This is a genomic window from Clostridium prolinivorans (genome assembly GCF_004011155.1).
In the GTDB taxonomy this organism is placed as follows: Bacteria; Bacillota; Clostridia; order Clostridiales; family Clostridiaceae; genus Clostridium_AT; species Clostridium_AT prolinivorans.
Window position 1 is genome coordinate 1 of sequence record NZ_RJWG01000018.1, and the last position, 18,366, is coordinate 18,366.

Genomic DNA, 18,366 nt, shown 5'->3' on the forward strand with positions numbered 1-18,366 from the left:
GCTTCTCAGCGCCGATGGTACTGCTCGGGAGACCGAGTGGAAGAGTAGGACGTTGCCAGGTAGGTTTTAAAACCTAATATATAAGGTTCACTAGCTCAGTCGGTAGAGCACATGACTTTTAATCATGGTGTCCGGGGTTCGATTCCCCGGTGAGCCACCAAAAACTCTTGAAAGTGTTTATTTTCAAGGGTTTTTAATTTTTTGTATCAATTTTTAGTTGGTTGGGTAGAGTTTAAAAAACATAGAAAAATTCAATGTTGAGAGTGAAAAACTACCTCAAAATTTTAATGCAATAGGTTTTAAAACCTAATATATAAGGTTCACTAGCTTAGTCGGTAGAGCGCATGACTTTTAATCTAGGTATTGATGTAGGTATAAAGTCATTTTGTGCTATGTCCAATGAGAAAGCTATAGAAAAGCAGATAAATATTAAAAAACTTTTAAAAATAATATAGAATAAACTAGGGTTTAAAAACCCTAGTTTATTCTTTTTAAAGCAACTTGAGCTGAATTATATAAAATGCTTACTGCAACTAAATTGAATATTGTTGCTGGAAGAACAACTCCAAGCATTAGTGAAAAAAATGGGCCTGGAAGTCCAAATAAAATTAAAGCTGATCCTAAAAAAACTGTTCCACTTATAAGTGTTCCAACAATTGAAACTATTGCCATTTTAATTTGATTATTAACTTTTTTGTCAAGAAATTTGAAAAGAAAATAAATTAAATTAGAAGTTACAATTTTATCTATTATATTAGGTATTTGTCCCATTGGAAATCCAGTAGTAAGTGCAGTAAGTATTCCAGCAGCAAGTCCAATTACTAAAGTTGTTTTATAATCGTCGCAAAGTGCTATAGCTATAAACATCATGCTGAGTAAAAAATCTGGTTTCATTCCAAAAAGTATTGGAGGAACTATTTGGTGTAATATTAAACCTATGGCTAAAAGTAATGAGCTAATTATTAGTTTTCTTAAATTCATGATTTCTCTCTCCTTTAAAAAATATTTTTATTAAAATTTATTTCATATATATTTATACTTTTTTTAAAAGAAAAAATATAAAATGTAAAATAAATTGCTTTAATAGAAAATTTATATTATAAAATTAAATTAAAAAAACCTTCACCCTAAATAATAGGGCGAAGGTTATCCGCGGTGCCACCTAAATTATACAAAAAAGTATATCTCTATAAGACACTATCATGTCTTTTCCCTTTTAACGGTGGGCATCCGTTAAGTACTACTCTTTTAAGAAAACTTAAAATTTCGGCTTACTCCTAAAGGTCCATTCACTGAAGCATATCGTACTGAGATTCCACCATCCTCAGCTCTCTGAAACTAATGACTACAGCTACTATTCCTTTTCAATGGATTTAATGTATTGTTATCATTATAATACTATGTTAAAGTAATAGTGTCAATATATTTTTAATTTTGTTATATGATTTTATTTATGAAATTATATCCAATTAAGCAAAATATTGTTTATATGGTTTATAGAAGCTTACTATTTTATTATACTAATATTAAGCCTTCACATTGGATATCTATAATATATTATAAAAGAATAGCTTTATTACATGAAAGGAGTATTATATGGAAGATATAGAATTTCTTAAAAAACTTTGTATGTGCCATGTTCCAAGTGGTAGGGAGTATTTAATTTATCCTGTTATTGAGGAAGCTTTTAAACCATTTGGAGATATTAAAATGGGAAGATTAAATAATATTTATGTACATAAAAAAGGAAATGGGAAAAATAGTATTATGCTTATGGCACACGCTGATGAGGTATTTTTAATGATAACAGACATAAGTGAAAATGGATTTTTAAAATTTAAAGGAAATGGAATTGATGCAAAAACTCTCGTATCTCAAGAGGTAATAATACATGGAAAGAAAGATATTTTAGGAATTATAGGCGTAAAACCTCCACATCTTATGAGTGAAGAAGATAGAAGGAAATCTATTACAGAAGAAGAACTGCTTATAGATACAGGTCTTTTGAAAGAAGAAGTTAAGGCTATAGTTAATATTGGTGATTATGTTACTTTAAAAAGAAATTTTTATGAACTTTTAAATAATAATGTAACTTGCAAATCTATAGATGATAGAGCTGGTATTGCAGCAATGTATGCATGTGCTAAAGAACTTCAAAATATAAATCATGATTTAGACGTATATTTTGTATCTTCATGTCAAGAAGAAGTTGGACATAGAGGGGCAAAGATAGGCAGTTATGAGATAAATCCTACTATGGCAATTGCTATAGATGTAACTTTTGATGGTGGTGCTTTAGGAGATAGTGATAGGGAAAATAAATTAGGTAATGGGCCTGTAATATGTATTGGACCTAATATTCATCCTAAGTTTAGAAAAAAGCTTATGGACATAGGTAAAGAGTATAATATACCATATCAAGTTGAAGTTGAGCCAGGAAATACAGGAACAGATGCTTGGGATATACAAATAACAAGAAATGGTATACCTACACTTTTAATATCTATACCTATTAAATATATGCATACTTCAGTTGAAATTGTAAATATGGAAGATATAAAAAATACAGGGAGGATAATAGCTAAGTTTGTAGAAAAAATAAAAGATGAGGAGGTGCAGGAGCTGTTATGCTTTTAGAAAAATTAAGTAATGCTACAGGTCCTTCAGGTTATGAAGGGAATGTTAGAAATATTATAAAAGAAGAAGTTAAAAAATATGTGGATGAAGTAAAAGTAGATAATATGGGGAATATTATAGCTCATAAAAAAGGTAGTAAAAATAGTAAAAACAAAGTAATTATAGATGCTCATATGGATGAAGTTGGATTTATAATTACAGGGTATAATGAAGACGGTACTTTAAAATTTTATTCTCTTGGCGGTATTTCTGGTAATATTTTACCTTCAAAGGTAGTTTTAATTGGAGATAATAAAATTCCAGGAGTTATAGGGTTTAAGCCTATACATCTTCAAAGCAGTGAAGAAAGAAAAAAAGCTGTATCTTACAGTGATTGCTGTATAGATATTGGTTCTAAATCTAAAGAAGAAACTGAAAAGTTAATAGAAATTGGAGAATTTGCTGTATTTGATACAGAATTTAGTGAATTTGGGAAAGAGCTTTATAAAGGAAAAGCTTTTGATGATAGAATAGGTTGTGCAGTTCTTATAGAGGCTTTAAAAGAAAATTATGAGTGTGATATTTATGGAGTTTTTAATGTTCAAGAAGAAGTGGGAGAAAGAGGAGCTTTTGTATCAGCTTTTAATATTAAAGCTGATATAGGTATTGTTCTAGAAGGAACTATTTGTGCAGATATGCCTAATGTTTTAAAACATCTAAGAGCTACAGAAATAGGGAAAGGACCTGCAATATCTATAATGGATAAAACAAGTATTTTTAATAATGATATTGCCATGGAAATAATGAGAGTTTGTGATGAAAAGAAAATACCTTACCAAAAAAGAAGGGCTATAGCTGGAGGAAATGATGCTTACGCTATTCAATCTTCAGGGGAAGGGGCTAAAGTTGTAACTATTTCTGTGCCTTGCAGATATATTCATTCTTCTGTATCTTTAGCAAGTAAAATTGATTACGAAAATACTATTAAGCTTTTGGTGGAATATTTGAAAACTATAAAATAATATTAAAGTTTCAATGAGATCAGCTGTAAAATTGTAGACTGGAAGTTATAAGTTTTGAGTGATAAGGAGGATTTTTAATATGGACAGTACATTAAGCAGACTCCTTTTGAGTTTTGGAGTAAGCGGCCATGAAACAAATGTAAGAGAGACTATAATAAATGAATTAAAAGATGTTAATTGTAAAATAAAAGAAGACAAAATGGGCAATCTTATTGTAAAAATAGGTGAAGGTTCAGAAAAATTTATGTTTTGTTCTCATATGGATGAAATAGGACTTATAGCATTATATATAGAAGATAATGGATTTATAAGAGTAGGAAATATTGGTGATTTTAATCCAGCCGATGTAGTCCATAATTTTATTAAATTTGAAAATGGAGTTATAGGTAAAATAGCTGCAGCCAAAGATAATCCTGAAATAGAGGATTTGTTTATTGATATTGGAGTTAAAAATAGAGAAGAGGCATTAAATAAAATACAAGAAGGTGATGTAGCTTCATTTTTTAAAAATATTATAGAAATTGATAATAATATTATAGGCTGTGGACTTGATGATAGAGTAGGATGTTATATTTTAATTAGACTTATAAAAGAAATCAAAGAAACAGATAAAGAGCTTTACTTTGTATTTTCATCTCAAGCTGAACTTGGAGGTAGAGGTGCAAGAGCAGCGTCTTTTGAAATTGAGCCTGATTATTCAATAGTTGTTGATTTAGAAGAAGCTTCAGATATTATTGGAGGTAAAAGCAATATAAAGCTTGGAGAAGGCCCTATTTTAACCGTTATGGATAGAAGTCTTATAATGCATCATGAAGTAAAAGAAAAACTAGAAAATTCTGCTAAAAATAATAATATTTCTATACAATATACAGCATCAAAAAGATTTACTGATGGTGGTACAATACATAAAGAAAAGTGTGGAGTTAAAACAGGAGTTGTTTCTGTTCCTTGCAGGTATAATCATTCTATTTCAGAGATGGTATCAATAGAAGATATAGAAAAAACTATAAAACTTTTAAAAGGTTTAATATAAATTCTATACTCCAAAAAATATAGATGTTTTAGATAAATTAAAAAGTCATACATAAATAAGGTAAATCCTTTTTTGTGTGTGACTTTTATTAATATAAATATTTTGCTACATTTTATTTAAGTTTAGAATAAATTACAAACACAAAGTTTAATGAAAAATTTATTAAATTGAAATTAAACAGTACAGTAAGTTATAATAAAATATACAAAATATTATAGAAAGGATTTTTTATTTATGGATAAAAAAAAGATTAAATGGCTTTTAGTTGTGGCTTGGATGATAGTTATTTTTATATTTTCAAATCAGCCAGGAGATATATCAGATAAAAATAGTAAATTTGTAATATATGTATTTAATCTTCTTGGGTTAGATTTAAATAGTACATTTGGAGATTTAGCAAATTTTATTGTAAGAAAGGGTGCACATTTTACAGAATATTTTATTCTTTATATGTTTTTATATAATGCTTTTATAGAAAGTTTTAGTTTTAAAAAATCATTAATTTTTTCACTTATAATAGTATTCTTTTATGCATCTTTAGATGAATTCCATCAAAGTTTTGTTCCTGGCAGAGGTCCAGCTTTTAGAGATGTTTTAATTGATACGATGGGTGGAATAACCGCATTGGGAATTAGATATATTTTTCATATACAAAAATTTTTTAGAAAGCAATAATAAGATTATCTCACAAAAATTATTTTTTTAGAATTGACTACTATATTTTGAAGTAAATCAATAATAAATATACTACTCATTGTGTAATGAAAATTTATTTACAGCTTATTGTGGTTCAATCATAATATATAAAAATTTTTTAAATTAATATTTAAGAATCTAATTATAAGATATTATTATAAAATATACGGTTTATATTTATTTATCCTATATATATTATTTTTGTAATATATATAAAATTTCCTTCATATATAAAAGTGAAGGGAGTGGTATTAAATTAATGTATAGAACGAGAATTTGTGATAAATGTGATAATAATAAATTTTTAATTATTCCTGATGGAATTTCTTTTAAAGTGCAATGTTCAGAATGTAATACTATTAGAGAAACTTTTCAATTAGATGGTAAGATGATAGTTCCATCTTGTCCAAAGTGCAAAGGAGAATTATTTAAATTTAGAGAAAAAGAAAAAGAAAATTCTATAGAAATTGATTTTATATGTTCACAGTGTGGAGAAAAAGCATCATATATTTATATTGATGATGAAGGTAATAAAGTAAATTTAGAAGAAAGAACATTTTTAGACATGAAAAAATTTCTTGAAAGTATGAATGATAGACTATATAATATTGATTTTTCTGTCAATGTTATAAAAAATTTATTAGAAGATGAATTTATTTTAAATGAAAAACTTAATAATATATTTAATAATATAAATAATGAATTAAATTCAATAAAGAGTGAAGCTGAAATTATAGATATGAGGATTAAAAAATTTAATAAATAATAAATATATAATAAAGTATGTCATACATAGTATTAAAATAAAACTATGTATGACATACTTTATTAAAAATTAATGATTAAATATAACTTCAGCTATATTTGTAGCATGATCTCCAACTCTTTCTAAGTTGCTTATTATATCTAAAAAAATAGTTCCGCTATAAGCATTACAGCTGCCATTATTAAGCCTTTTTATATGAGTTTTACGAAGTTCTTTTTCTAGACTGTCAATTCTTTCTTCTATTTTAAGAACATCTTGGGCAGCATAAGAATCGTTATTTTCAAAACTTGATATGCTTTTATCAAGAGCACTTATTGTGTAATTAAACATATGATCTAAATCATTTAAAGCATCATCAGAAAATTCAAGTTTTTTAAGTATTTTTTCTTGAGCAAGTTCTGCTAAATTTTCAGCATGATCTCCAATTCTTTCTACATCATTAACTATATGGTACATTGAAGTTATAACTTCTGATTGACCAGCTGGTATTTCTTTATTTGAAATTTTTGTTAAAAAAGATACTATTTCTCTTTCTAAAATATTAATTAAATTTTCATTTTCAAATACTTTTTCAATGAGGGTGCTATCATTTGTTCTAAAAGCATCCATAGAAAGTTCTAAATTTTCTTTAGCTTTATTTGCCATTCGTATTATTTCTTTTACAGTTTGTCCAATTGCAACTGCAGGTGTTTCTAGAAATCTTTCATCTATAAATTTTGTACCCATTTTTTCAGTTTCATCTTCTCCTGGAATAAGCTTGTTTACAAACTTAATAAGAAGAGGAATAAACCAAGCCAATATAAATGTATTAATTATATTAAATATTGTGTGTGCATTTGCAATTTGCCTTTTTATATCAGCATTTCCGCTTAATAATTGAACTAAAATTATAAATGGTTTTAAAAGTATGAAGAAAATTACTGTTCCAACTACATTAAATGTTAAATGAATTAAGGCTGCTTTTTTTGCTGTTTTTGTTGTTCCTATACTAGCTAAAAGTGCTGTAACACAGGTTCCTATGTTAGTTCCAAATAAAACAGGAATTGCTGCTTGAAGTGGTATAACACCGCTTCCGGCAATAGTAATTAATATACTTGTAGTTGCTGAAGAACTTTGAATAATTCCTGTTGCTATCATACCTACTAGTATACCTAAAAAAGGATTATGACTTAAAGCTACAATCATATTTTTAAATTCAGGAGCTTTAGATAATGGTGATAATGCTGTTCCCATAATTTCAAGTCCCATAAACAGTATACCAAAACCTAAAACTATATGACCAATTTCTCTGTTTTTCTTTGATTTAGAAAATAATGTTATAGCAGCTCCTAAACCTACAAAGATTGGTGCAGTAGCAGAAAGGTTAAATGCAACAAGTTGTGCTGTAATTGTAGTACCTATATTGGCTCCCATAATTACTCCAGCTGCTTGGTAAAGGCTCATAAGTCCAGCGTTAACAAAGCCTACTACCATAACTGTAGTAGCACTGCTGCTTTGAATAATAGAAGTTACTATTGTTCCAACTAAAATACCTTTTACAGGATTGGATGTTATCTTTTCAAGAAATCCTTTTAACTTTTCTCCAGCTGCATTTTCTAGACCATCTCCCATAAGCTTCATACCATATAGGAAAAGTCCCAAGCCGCCAATAAGGCTAATAATGGTCGAAGAAATATCCATACGATCCCTCCACTTAAATTTTACATAATAATAAAAAAACCTACGAAAATATCATACTACTATATATTTTGTTTGTTAAGTATTTGTAACATAAACTTAACATAGATTTAACATAAAAAATTTCCAATTAAAATTCTAAGAATTATACTAATATTTAGATAAGTTCTTAGAATTTTAATTGGAAATCTATTCAATATCATCAATTATATTAAGTTCTTTAATATAATTAGTTATTTTATTGTACCATTTTTTGTATAACTTTGGTTCTTCTTCTCTTAATACTTCTAAGAAAAAGTCTAACACACCTAATTTATATAATCCTTTTGAAAGATGCCTAGGAAAATCTCTTTCTTTAGAATAAAATTTTTGAGGATCTATAATCATTAATTTACCATTTGAATCTACAAAAACATCTTTGCAACGTACATCTATTTTCAAAAATTTTAGTCTTTCAAATTCTTTTAACATTTCTAAAATGCTAATAACAAGTTTTCTTGTAAGTCCATTCTTTTTTATATAGTTTTTCAAAGGTATTCCATCTACATAATCTCTTATCATGTAATTTCCGCCAACTTCGTAGAGTCTAGGAAAATATTTATTTCCATTTACCTTTTTTAAAATATGAGCTTCTCCATAGAAATCTTTCATTATAAAACAAATTTTTATAACTTTACCATCAGGAAGAAGATATACTATTCCATTATGGCCTTTACCTAAAAATTTGCATTCAAAAAGATTAATATCAGAATATTTATTTTGTTGAAATTTATGTTTATGTTTTTTACTCATATATATACCAAAAAAATATTGCTTTGTAATAACATATGAAAATTAAATTTAAATATTACAAAATTTTCTATATTTGATAAGTTTCAACTATATAATTTAACTTGTAATGAGTTTATATTTAACTTATAATGTGAATATAGGATATAAAAATTCAGGAGGATTTTAAATTATGGAAAGAGATAGTTTTAATATATATAATATAAGAAAATTAGCTGAAGAAATATCAAAAAATGCAATAGTTTCCTATGAAGATTTACCACGTTATGATTTGTTTTTATCTCAAGTAATTGATTATTTAAATGATAAATTTGAAGATGAAAAATATACTAGCAGTATTGTACAAAATTATATAAAAAGTGAAGTTATATCAAAACCTGAAGAGGGTAAAAAGAGAGGATATACTAAGGAGCATCTAGCTCAACTTTTATTATTAAGTTATATGAGACCTGTATTAACATCAGAAGAAATTAAAAAAGTTTTTAATCTTGCATTTAATAATATAAATAACAAATCTGATGATATATTATCTTGGGAAAAAGCTTATAAAATATTTTCTAATTTTCAAAAAGAAATAATTGACGATTTTTTATCTAAAAATAATTTTAATCAAGAAAAGCTATTAAATATAATAAAAGAAAATAATTTAAAAAAAGATGATGAAGAGAGAATTTTAGTTTTTCTTACAGTGATGACATTAATAGCAGAAGCGAGCATTATTAAAAAGCTTGCTAAAAAAATTATTGATGAATATAATGAAAAATAGAAAAAATATAAGCAAAAGGAGTTTATTTATGAATTATAAGGAACTATATAAAAGCAAATTAATAAGTTTAGATGAAGCTATTAATAAAGTAAAATCTAATTATGAAATTGCTGTAGGCTTAGGTGCTGCTGAAGCAACAGGATTTCTTTCAAACCTTCATAAAATAAAATCTAAAGTAGAAAATGTGTCAGTAATTACTTGCTTAAATATGGGGAATTATGAATTTTGTTCTAATCCTGAAATGAATGGACATTTTATTAATGAAACTTGGTTTTATAGTGGTTTGGCAAGAAAATCACATAAATTTGAAACTGTTTCATTAATTCCAAGTCATCTTCATTTTGCCGCTAAAAAAAGGTTAAATTATAAAAAACCCAATATTTTCGTAGGTACAGCAACTCCTATGGATAAACATGGATATTTTTCATTATCACTTTCAGTAACATATGAAAGAGAATATATAGAAAATGCAGATATAGTTATTTTAGAAATAAATGAAAATCTTCCAAGGACCTATGGTGATACTGCTGTACATATAAGTGAAGTTGATTTTGTATATGAATATAAATCTCCTCTTATTGAACTTCCAAGTATAGAACCAAATGAAAAAGATATAACTATAGGTAATTATATATCTGAACTAATAGAAGATGGATCTACATTACAGCTAGGAATTGGTGCTATTCCAAATGCAGTTACAAAGGCATTATCTAATAAAAAAGATTTAGGTATTCATACTGAAATGTTTACAGATGGTATAGTAGATCTTTATAATGAAGGAGTTGTTACTAATAGAAGAAAATCAATAAATAAAAATAAGTTTATAGCATCTTTTGCATTAGGAACAAAAAAACTTTATGATTTTATAGATAATAATCTTTCTGTAGAATTTAAAAGTGCTGCATATACTAATGATCCTTATATTATAGGACAAAATTATAAAATGGTATCAATTAATACTTCTATACAGGTAGATTTAACAGGGCAATGCTGTTCTGAGTCAATTGGATTTACTCAGTATAGTGGTACTGGAGGGCAAGCTGATACTGCAATAGGTTCTCAAAATAGTAATGGAGGTAAATCTATTATTACTTTGTATTCAACAGCAAAACAAGATACTATTTCAACAATAGTTCCATTTATTAATTTAGGAGCTGCTGTATCTCTTTCAAGAAATGATGTAGATTATGTTGTAACTGAATATGGAGTAGCTAAATTAAGTGGACGCAGTATAAGAGAGAGTAAAAGAGTTAATAAATATAGCTCATCCTAAATTCAGGGAAGAACTAAAGTATCAAGCTAAAAAAAATTATATTTGGTGATTTATAAAAATTTATATAAATAGGGGTTTAAAAATGAAATTAAATAAAATACATCATGTTGCAATTATTTGTTCTGATTATAAAAAATCTAAATATTTTTATGTAAATATATTAGGTTTAAAAATAATTAAAGAAACTTACAGAAAAGAAAGAGATTCATATAAACTTGATTTAAGCATTGATAAAGATTATCAAATAGAGTTATTTTCTTTTAATAATCCACCTAAAAGATTAAGCTATCCAGAGGCTACGGGACTTAGGCATTTAGCTTTTGAAGTTTCTAATATTAATGAAGCAGTAAAAGAACTTAATGATAAAGGTATAGTTACAGAACCTATAAGAATTGATGAAATTACAGGTAAAAAATTTACTTTTTTTAATGACCCTGACAATTTACCTTTAGAGATTTATGAAAAATAAAACAGGCACAAAGCAAGGAAAATTTTAAACACTTTGCTTTGTGCCTTTACTTATTACTTATATATTAATATTTAATATATTTTTAATTAATAAGTTAATTACATTTTCTTTCTTTCAGTATAATGAGTGTGAAGAAGTTCATGAGCTTTTTCTCCATAAGGCTCACCTAAGTATTCTTTATATAATTTAAGAACAGATTCATTTTCATGAGATTTTCTCTTAGCCTTACTTCTATCTTCATTATAGATACCTTCAGCACGTTTCTTTAGGATTTCTATGTCGCCATGTATATATGGCTGTCCGCCTCCACCTATACATCCACCAGGGCAAGCCATTATTTCAATAGCTTGATAATTTGCTTCACCATTTCTTATAGCTTCAAGTATTTTTCTAGCATTTCCAAGACCATGAGCTACAGCTACATTTACATCCATATCATTAATTTTTACAGTAGCTTCTTTAACTCCATCCATACCTCTTAAATTGTGGAACTCAACATCTTTAAGTTCTTCATCAGTAAGCCATTCATAAGCTGTACGAAGAGCTGCCTCTAAAACTCCACCTGTAGTTCCAAATATTACTGAAGCTCCAGTTGATTCTCCAAGAGGATTATCAAAATCACCATCTTCTAGAGAATTAAAGTTTATACCAGCTTCTTTAAGCATTTTAGCAAGCTCTCTTGTAGTTATAACTATATCTACGTCTTGATTACCTTCATGAGAAAGTTCTGGTCTTGCAGCTTCATATTTTTTAGCAAGACAAGGCATTACTGAAACTACTACTATGTTTTTAGGGTCTATACCAAGCTTTTCAGCTAAGTAAGTTTTTGCAACAGCACCAAACATTTCATGAGGTGACTTACAAGTAGATGGTATATCTAAAAGATCTGGGAATTGATGCTCAAAGAATTTTACCCAGCCAGGGCAGCAACTTGTAAGTATTGGAAGTTTTCCTCCATGCTTAATTCTGTGAACAAATTCAGAAGCTTCCTCCATTATAGTAAGGTCTGCAGCAAAGTCTGTATCAAAAACTTTGTCAAATCCAAGTTCTCTAAGAGCAGTAACCATTTTACCTGTAACAACAGTTCCTGGTTCTAAACCAAATTCTTCACCTAATGCTACTCTTACTGCTGGAGCAGTTTGAACTATAACAAATTTATCTTTATCTCTTAATGCATTCCAAACTTTTGAAATATTATTAACTTCTGTTAATGCACCAGTTGGACATACAGCAACACATTGGCCGCAAAAAGTACATGATGTATCTGTTAAAGGTAAGTTAAAAGCAGGTGCTACAGCAGTTTCAAATCCTCTTTCAACTCCAGATAGAACATTTACTGTTTGAACTTTATTACACATAGTTTCACATCTTCTGCAAAGTATACATTTATCAAGATTTCTAACTATAGAATAACTTGAATCATCAATTTCATATGTTGACATTTCACCTTTATAAGGTATATCACGTATTCCAAGATCTGCAGCCAATTGCTGAAGTTCACAATTTGTATTTTTATCACAAACTAAGCAATCTTTTGGGTGATCTGATAAAAGAAGTTCTACTACAGTTCTTCTTGCCTTTATTGCTTTTATTGTGTTTGTTTTTACTACCATTTTATCAAAAACAGGAGTAGCACAAGCTGGAGCTAAATTTTTTCTTCCTTCTATTTCTACCATACATACTCTACAGGAAGCAGTTTGATTAACCATTTTTATATCATGTAAATTTAGGTGGCACAATGTAGGAATTTTTATATTAAGAACTTTAGCAGCTTCTAATATTGTAGTTCCTTCTTCTACTTGTACCTGTCTATTATTTATAGTTACAGTTACTAAACTCAAAACTTTCACCTTCCTCTCAAATTAGTGCTTTATTATAGCTTTAACTGGGCATGCTGTTTGACAAGCACCACATTTTATACATTTTTCTTGATCTATTACATGTCTATCTTTAACTTTTCCACTTATAGCAGATACTGGACATTGTCTAGCACACTTTGTGCAGCCTATACATTTATCAGTAATAAAGTATTGCATTAAAGCCTGACAAACTCCAGCTGGACAGCGTTTTTCCTTAACATGAGCTTCATATTCATCCATGAAATACTTCATAGTACTTAAAACTGGATTAGGAGCTGTTTGACCAAGTCCACAAAGTGCAGTATCTTTTATAGTTTCTGCAAGTTCTTTTAAGTCCACTAAATCTTGCTCTGTTCCTTTTCCTTCAGTTATTCTAGTTAATATTTCAAGAAGTCTCTTATTTCCTACACGGCAAGGAGTACATTTTCCACAAGATTCATCTACTGTAAATTCAAGATAGAATTTAGCTATATCAACCATACAGTTATCTTCGTCCATAACAATCATTCCGCCTGAACCCATCATTGAACCTATGGAATTTAAAGATTCATAATCAATTGGGCTATCAAGCATTGAAGCAGGAATACATCCGCCAGAAGGCCCTCCTGTCTGCACAGCTTTGAATTTACGTCCGTTTTTAATTCCACCGCCGATATCATATATTATTTCTCTAAGAGTTGTTCCCATAGGTACTTCAACAAGACCTACATTATTAATTTTACCTGCAAGAGCAAAAACCTTAGTTCCTTTAGAAGTCTTTGTACCCATGGAATTATACCAATTAGCACCATTTAATATTATAGGTGGAATATTAGCAAAAGTTTCTACGTTGTTTACACATGTTGGTTTTTCCCAAAGACCACTTACAGCTGGGAATGGAGGTTTTGTTGTTGGTTCTCCACGGTTTCCTTCAATAGAGTGAATAAGTGCTGTTTCTTCACCGCATACAAAAGCTCCTGCACCATATCTTATATCTAAATCAAAGTCAAATCCGCTGCCTAAAATATTTTTACCTAAAAGACCAAGTTCTCTAGCTTCATTAATAGCAGTTTTTAATCTTTCTATTGCAAGAGGATATTCTGCTCTTATATATATGTAACCTTGATTTGCACCTATAGCATATCCTGCAATAGCCATAGCTTCTATAACACTGTTTGGATCTCCTTCAAGTATGGAACGATCCATAAAAGCACCTGGATCTCCTTCATCAGCATTACAAATTATATATTTTTCTTTAGAGTTGCTCTTTTTTGCAAAAAGCCATTTTTGACCTGTAGGGAAACCACCGCCTCCACGTCCGCGAAGTCCAGAATCTATCATTGTTTGAATAACTTCATCTGGAGTCATAGAAGTTAATACCTTACCAAGAGCAAGATATCCATCTTCAGCTATATATTCAGTTATGTCTTCAGGATTTATAAGTCCGCAGTTTCTTAAAGCTATACGGTGCTGTTTTCCATAGAAAGACATTTGATCTTGTCTTTTTACTTTTTCTTTTAAAGTAGGTTCTTCATATAAAAGTCTTTCAACTACATTTCCTTTTACAAGATGTTCGCGAACTATATCTTCAACATCTTCAGGTGTAACATGTATATAAAATACATTATCAGGTAAAACCTTAACTATAGGCCCTTTTTCACAAAATCCAAAACAGCCGGTTATTGATACATGAACTTTATCAGATAATCCAGCAAGATCTATATAGCGATTAAAATTTCTTAATATTTGTTCACTTTTTGAAGCTTTACATCCTGTACCGCCGCAAATTAAGATATCTCTTTTTTCTATATTTTTTTCATCAGCTGGTATTTCATCTTGTTTAAGATTTCTTAACTTAAGAATAGGCTTATATTTTTTATTTAATTCTAAAAGTTCTTCTAATGAATTAATTTTAGCCAAAGTATTTCCCTCCTTTATTTATTAGTCTTGATATTCAGCTAATATTTTTTTAACATCATTTGCAGTAACGTGACCATAAACTCTATCATTTATTGTTACTACTGGAGCTAAACCACAAGCACCAACGCAGCGAAGAACATCAATGGTAAATTTACCATCTGGAGTAGTTTCACCACTTTTTATACCTAGTTGGTTTTCAATTTCAGCTAAAACAGTTGCTGCACCACGTACAAAACATGCTGTACCCATGCATACGTTAATGACAAATTCGCCTCTAGGTTCTGTTGTAAAATAAGAATAAAAGCTAACTACACCATAAACTTTAGAAGCAGGAACATTTAATTTTTCTGCTACAAATAATTGGACCTCTTCAGGTAAATATCCAAAGATACTTTGAGCTTTATGAAGAACTGCAATTAATGCTCCTTTTTTATCAGGAAGATCATTAATAAATTCCTCTAGCTCGTGAAATTTTTCTTCAGCGAGGACATTTTTACTACATGCCATGTTTTATAACCTCCTTTATAATGGACAAGTTTGTTAATTAACAATCATAATTATGCTTTACATCATGGCTTAACCATTTCCAAATATTATAGTCTAAAAAATTTTTAAAGTAAATCTTATTTTTAATTTTAAATATTAAAACTTGTAAAATTTTAATATTTAAAATAAAAAATTAAAAATTCACAAGCTATATAAACGATAACCATGATATACTACCTACATCATTATACTAAATATTAAACTAAAAATTAAGTGTTTTTTTAAAAAATTATTGAGTTTATGTAAGATAATGCTGTTTATTTAAAAAATATAGTAAAAAATATAGTAATATATTAATAGAAATAATTTTTAATAAATTTTGGGAGATGATTTTTTGCTTGGCATAATAGATAGATTTGAAGGAGATTTTGCTGTAGTTGAGTTATATAATGAAAAAATGATTAGTATAAATAAGAAATATATTCCAAAAGAAGCAAAAGAGGGATATGTTATAGATATTGATGAAGTTAATAAAAAAATAATTATTAATTATGAAGAAACTAAAAAAAGAAATGATAAAATTAAATTTATAACAAAAGATTTATGGGAAAAATAAATTTAAATAATAGGTAAATATAATATAAAAAATAAGATTATTTATATACCCTGTTAAATATTAATCATTTAACAGGGTATATAAATTTTCTTTAAATTTAAAGAAAATTTATTTTTTTGTATAAACTATAACATAATTAAAAAAAGCTACAATAGCACTTGCTACTGAAAAATATAAAAGATATATGCCTATTTTATGGCTAAAGGCTAGTACAAATATTGAAATATAAAAAAATACAGTAGATAATTTCCCAAATATGTTTGAAGGTATAACAATATTTTTTTTATATAAAAATACTCCGCATAAAATCATAAAAATTTCTTTGGCGGCAATTACAATAAGAACCCATGCAGGTATATATCTTTTTATAAGAAGACAAGATAAAACTGTTATAAGCATAAGTTTATCAGCAAGTGGATCTAAAACTATACCAGCCTTAGTTATAATTTTATATTTTCTAGCTATATAGCCATCAAGAAAATCTGTAAAACCAGCAAGTAAAAATATTAATATAGATTTTAACAGGCTATTTGGAGTTTCAGAAAAGAAAACAAGTATAAAAATAGGAATTAATATAATTCTAAATAATGTAAGTAAATTAGGTATATTCATTTTTACAGCACCGCTCCTAATCCTAAAATATATTTATTTAATATGATAATTAGTACATGATTAATCTACAATAAGCTGTAAATTAATTTATACTATATATAACTATATATAGTTAGTGTTACTAAATTTTTATTACATCTATAAATATTGGTAAATATTCAATAAAAAGACTTTTGTAATATAATCATTATATATAAGACAATCATTATAATTATATCAAAAATAACTATATAAAATATAATATCATATTATTATATAATTTATATAATAATAATTTTAAACTTTTAATAAATTATGATATATACGAATAAAATATAAATCGATAAGCTTAATATTCGCAAATTTTATTGACTAAGAGAAAAGTTTTTGTTAATATAACCTAGGGAGGGATAATATATGCCTGAAATTTATGATATTATAATTATTGGAGCTGGAGCAAGTGGTATGTTCACAGCTTATGAATTAACTCAAAAAAATACGAACATTAATGTGCTTATGATAGAAAAAGGTAATACTTTGGATAAAAGAAAATGTCCTATAGATGGAGAAAAAATAAAGTCATGTATAAATTGCAAAACTTGTAATATAATGAATGGCTATGGAGGGGCAGGGAGTCTTTCCGATGGTAAATATAATATAACAAATAATTTTGGAGGAGAGCTTTATAAATATATAGGAAAAGATAAAGCTTTAGAGCTTATGAATTATGTAGATGAAGTACTTTGTAAAATGGGAGGAGCTTCAGCAAAGCTTTATTCAACTGCAAACTCAGATATAAAAAGTAAAGCCCTTGAGTATGATCTACATCTTTTAGATGCAAAGGTAAGACACTTAGGAACAGATAGAAATTTGTTTATCCTTCAAAATATATTTGACTATTTAAATGAAAGAATAGATATGATTTTTAATACTGAAGTTATTGAAATAGATAAATCAAAAGATGAATTTATAGTTCAAACGGAAGAAAAAACTTATATTGCTAAGAATTTAGTTATAGCAACAGGACGTTCCGGTTCGAAATGGATTTCAAAAATGTGTAGGAAACTTGGAATAAAAACAGAGAGTAATAGGGTTGATATAGGTGTACGTGTAGAGCTGCCTGCTTCTATTTTTGAGCATATAACAAAGGAAGTTTATGAAAGTAAAATAGTATATAGAACTAAGAAATATTCAGATTTTGTAAGAACCTTTTGTATGAACCCTCATGGAGAGGTTGTAAGTGAAAATACTAATGGAATAGTTACAGTTAATGGACATAGTTATGCAAATCCAAAATTCCATACAGAAAATACAAATTTTGCTCTTTTGGTTTCAAATCATTTTACAGAACCTTTTAAAGACAGTAATGAGTATGGGGAATCAATTGCAAGATTAAGTAATATGCTTGGTGGTGGAGTTTTAGTTCAAAGATTTGGAGATTTAGTTAAAGGACATAGAACTAACGAAGATAGGCTTTTAAAAAGTTTTACAAGACCAACTTTAAATGCAACACCTGGGGATTTAAGTTTAGTATTACCTAAAAGACAATTAGATGATATTATAGAAATGATATATGCATTAGATAAAATTGCTCCAGGGACAGCTAACGAGGATACTCTTTTATATGGAGTTGAGGTTAAATTTTATAATTCTAAAGTAGATGTAGATAATAATCTTGAAACTGCAGTAAAAGGGCTTTACATTTTAGGAGACGGTTCAGGAGTAACTCACTCATTATCACAGGCTTCAGCTAGTGGAGTGTATGTAGGGAGAATTTTAGCAGAAAAGTTTAAATAAATTACTTTTAT

The 18,366-nt window shown here is 27.9% G+C and carries 16 protein-coding genes, 1 tRNA gene, 1 pseudogene and 1 other annotated feature; of the genes and pseudogenes, 11 read left to right on the plus strand and 7 right to left on the minus strand.

Going from position 1 to position 18,366, the window contains the following annotated elements; translation table 11 throughout:
- The first annotated feature begins 84 nt into the window (after positions 1-84).
- Positions 85-160: transfer RNA gene (locus EGD97_RS10985), tRNA-Lys, on the plus strand.
- 317 nt (positions 161-477) lie between these two features.
- Here the strand turns inward: EGD97_RS10985 and EGD97_RS10990 are convergent.
- Positions 478-981 (minus strand): tryptophan transporter, encoded by a 504-nt coding sequence (locus EGD97_RS10990; RefSeq protein WP_127837371.1) that lies wholly within the window; start codon positions 979-981, stop codon positions 478-480.
- A 151-nt stretch (positions 982-1,132) separates the two neighbouring features.
- Positions 1,133-1,377: a binding site (T-box leader), on the minus strand.
- Between the two features lie 219 nt (positions 1,378-1,596).
- On the opposite strand from EGD97_RS10990, the gene EGD97_RS10995 reads away from it, so the two are divergent.
- The 5 genes from EGD97_RS10995 to EGD97_RS11015 all read left to right on the plus strand — a co-directional run bounded on the left by EGD97_RS10995 (position 1,597) and on the right by EGD97_RS11015 (position 6,133).
- Entirely contained in the window at positions 1,597-2,637 is a 1,041-nt protein-coding gene (locus tag EGD97_RS10995) for a M42 family metallopeptidase (protein WP_127837373.1), read from the plus strand.
- On the plus strand, positions 2,628-3,638 hold the full coding sequence (locus tag EGD97_RS11000; protein WP_127837375.1) for a M42 family metallopeptidase: 1,011 nt from the start codon (positions 2,628-2,630) through the stop codon (positions 3,636-3,638). The genes EGD97_RS10995 and EGD97_RS11000 overlap by 10 nt, the downstream gene beginning before the upstream one ends.
- Before the next feature lie 79 nt (positions 3,639-3,717).
- Positions 3,718-4,671, plus strand: a complete 954-nt coding sequence (locus tag EGD97_RS11005) for a M20/M25/M40 family metallo-hydrolase (RefSeq protein WP_127837377.1) — start codon at positions 3,718-3,720, stop codon at positions 4,669-4,671.
- Between the two features lie 234 nt (positions 4,672-4,905).
- Positions 4,906-5,346, plus strand: coding sequence for a VanZ family protein (locus EGD97_RS11010; protein ID WP_127837379.1), 441 nt, complete (start codon positions 4,906-4,908; stop codon positions 5,344-5,346).
- 280 nt (positions 5,347-5,626) lie between these two features.
- Positions 5,627-6,133 carry a hypothetical protein gene (locus tag EGD97_RS11015; protein ID WP_078681973.1) on the plus strand — a complete coding sequence of 169 codons (507 nt, stop codon included), beginning with the start codon at positions 5,627-5,629 and terminating at the stop codon, positions 6,131-6,133.
- Positions 6,134-6,202: 69 nt separating this feature from the next.
- Here EGD97_RS11015 and EGD97_RS11020 read toward each other — a convergent pair whose 3' ends face one another.
- Positions 6,203-7,813 (minus strand): Na/Pi cotransporter family protein, encoded by a 1,611-nt coding sequence (locus EGD97_RS11020; RefSeq protein WP_127837381.1) that lies wholly within the window; start codon positions 7,811-7,813, stop codon positions 6,203-6,205.
- Between the two features lie 186 nt (positions 7,814-7,999).
- A complete protein-coding gene (locus tag EGD97_RS11025) occupies positions 8,000-8,602 on the minus strand; it encodes a protein kinase (RefSeq protein ID WP_127837383.1) in 603 nt (200 codons plus the stop codon).
- A gap of 169 nt (positions 8,603-8,771) precedes the next feature.
- On the opposite strand from EGD97_RS11025, the gene EGD97_RS11030 reads away from it, so the two are divergent.
- From EGD97_RS11030 to gloA2, 3 genes and pseudogenes are all read left to right on the plus strand, one after another.
- Positions 8,772-9,365, plus strand: a complete 594-nt coding sequence (locus tag EGD97_RS11030) for a DUF1836 domain-containing protein (RefSeq protein WP_127837385.1) — start codon at positions 8,772-8,774, stop codon at positions 9,363-9,365.
- Positions 9,366-9,393: 28 nt separating this feature from the next.
- A pseudogene (locus EGD97_RS11035) lies at positions 9,394-10,687 on the plus strand (acetyl-CoA hydrolase/transferase family protein).
- Between the two features lie 33 nt (positions 10,688-10,720).
- Entirely contained in the window at positions 10,721-11,107 is a 387-nt protein-coding gene (gene gloA2, locus EGD97_RS11040; RefSeq protein ID WP_127837387.1) for an SMU1112c/YaeR family gloxylase I-like metalloprotein, read from the plus strand.
- Between the two features lie 98 nt (positions 11,108-11,205).
- Here the strand turns inward: gloA2 and EGD97_RS11045 are convergent, their stop codons facing one another.
- From EGD97_RS11045 to nuoE, 3 genes are read right to left on the minus strand one after another with little or no spacing between them, the layout of a single operon-like run.
- Complete coding sequence (locus EGD97_RS11045) at positions 11,206-12,948, minus strand: NADH-dependent [FeFe] hydrogenase, group A6 (protein ID WP_127837389.1); 1,743 nt, start codon at positions 12,946-12,948, stop codon at positions 11,206-11,208.
- A 21-nt stretch (positions 12,949-12,969) separates the two neighbouring features.
- Positions 12,970-14,865 (minus strand): NADH-ubiquinone oxidoreductase-F iron-sulfur binding region domain-containing protein, encoded by a 1,896-nt coding sequence (locus EGD97_RS11050; RefSeq protein WP_127837391.1) that lies wholly within the window; start codon positions 14,863-14,865, stop codon positions 12,970-12,972.
- Between the two features lie 21 nt (positions 14,866-14,886).
- Positions 14,887-15,372 carry an NADH-quinone oxidoreductase subunit NuoE gene (gene nuoE, locus EGD97_RS11055; protein WP_078681965.1) on the minus strand — a complete coding sequence of 162 codons (486 nt, stop codon included), beginning with the start codon at positions 15,370-15,372 and terminating at the stop codon, positions 14,887-14,889.
- Positions 15,373-15,745: 373 nt separating this feature from the next.
- Between nuoE and EGD97_RS11060 the strand changes: the two genes are divergently transcribed.
- On the plus strand, positions 15,746-15,967 hold the full coding sequence (locus EGD97_RS11060; RefSeq protein WP_127837393.1) for a DUF3006 domain-containing protein: 222 nt from the start codon (positions 15,746-15,748) through the stop codon (positions 15,965-15,967).
- Between the two features lie 108 nt (positions 15,968-16,075).
- On the opposite strand, the gene pgsA is transcribed toward EGD97_RS11060, so the two are convergent.
- Positions 16,076-16,579, minus strand: coding sequence for a CDP-diacylglycerol--glycerol-3-phosphate 3-phosphatidyltransferase (gene pgsA / locus EGD97_RS11065; protein ID WP_127837395.1), 504 nt, complete (start codon positions 16,577-16,579; stop codon positions 16,076-16,078).
- Positions 16,580-16,975: 396 nt separating this feature from the next.
- Here pgsA and EGD97_RS11070 point away from each other — a divergent pair, with 396 nt between their 5' ends.
- Positions 16,976-18,355: an NAD(P)/FAD-dependent oxidoreductase gene (locus EGD97_RS11070; RefSeq protein WP_127837397.1), complete on the plus strand. Its 1,380-nt coding sequence runs from the start codon at positions 16,976-16,978 to the stop codon at positions 18,353-18,355.
- Positions 18,356-18,366 lie beyond the last annotated feature (11 nt).

What these genes read in the sequence shown, in the direction of transcription:
- pgsA (WP_127837395.1), bottom strand. Translation starts at nt 16,579, where the DNA reads ATGAATATACCTAATTTACTTACATTATTTAGAATTATATTAATTCCT.
- EGD97_RS10995 (WP_127837373.1), top strand. Translation starts at nt 1,597, where the DNA reads ATGGAAGATATAGAATTTCTTAAAAAACTTTGTATGTGCCATGTTCCA.
- EGD97_RS11015 (WP_078681973.1), top strand. Translation starts at nt 5,627, where the DNA reads ATGTATAGAACGAGAATTTGTGATAAATGTGATAATAATAAATTTTTA.
- EGD97_RS10990 (WP_127837371.1), bottom strand. Translation starts at nt 981, where the DNA reads ATGAATTTAAGAAAACTAATAATTAGCTCATTACTTTTAGCCATAGGT.
- EGD97_RS11030 (WP_127837385.1), top strand. Translation starts at nt 8,772, where the DNA reads ATGGAAAGAGATAGTTTTAATATATATAATATAAGAAAATTAGCTGAA.
- EGD97_RS11000 (WP_127837375.1), top strand. Translation starts at nt 2,628, where the DNA reads ATGCTTTTAGAAAAATTAAGTAATGCTACAGGTCCTTCAGGTTATGAA.
- EGD97_RS11010 (WP_127837379.1), top strand. Translation starts at nt 4,906, where the DNA reads ATGGATAAAAAAAAGATTAAATGGCTTTTAGTTGTGGCTTGGATGATA.
- gloA2 (WP_127837387.1), top strand. Translation starts at nt 10,721, where the DNA reads ATGAAATTAAATAAAATACATCATGTTGCAATTATTTGTTCTGATTAT.
- EGD97_RS11025 (WP_127837383.1), bottom strand. Translation starts at nt 8,602, where the DNA reads ATGAGTAAAAAACATAAACATAAATTTCAACAAAATAAATATTCTGAT.
- EGD97_RS11020 (WP_127837381.1), bottom strand. Translation starts at nt 7,813, where the DNA reads ATGGATATTTCTTCGACCATTATTAGCCTTATTGGCGGCTTGGGACTT.
- EGD97_RS11070 (WP_127837397.1), top strand. Translation starts at nt 16,976, where the DNA reads ATGCCTGAAATTTATGATATTATAATTATTGGAGCTGGAGCAAGTGGT.
- nuoE (WP_078681965.1), bottom strand. Translation starts at nt 15,372, where the DNA reads ATGGCATGTAGTAAAAATGTCCTCGCTGAAGAAAAATTTCACGAGCTA.
- EGD97_RS11005 (WP_127837377.1), top strand. Translation starts at nt 3,718, where the DNA reads ATGGACAGTACATTAAGCAGACTCCTTTTGAGTTTTGGAGTAAGCGGC.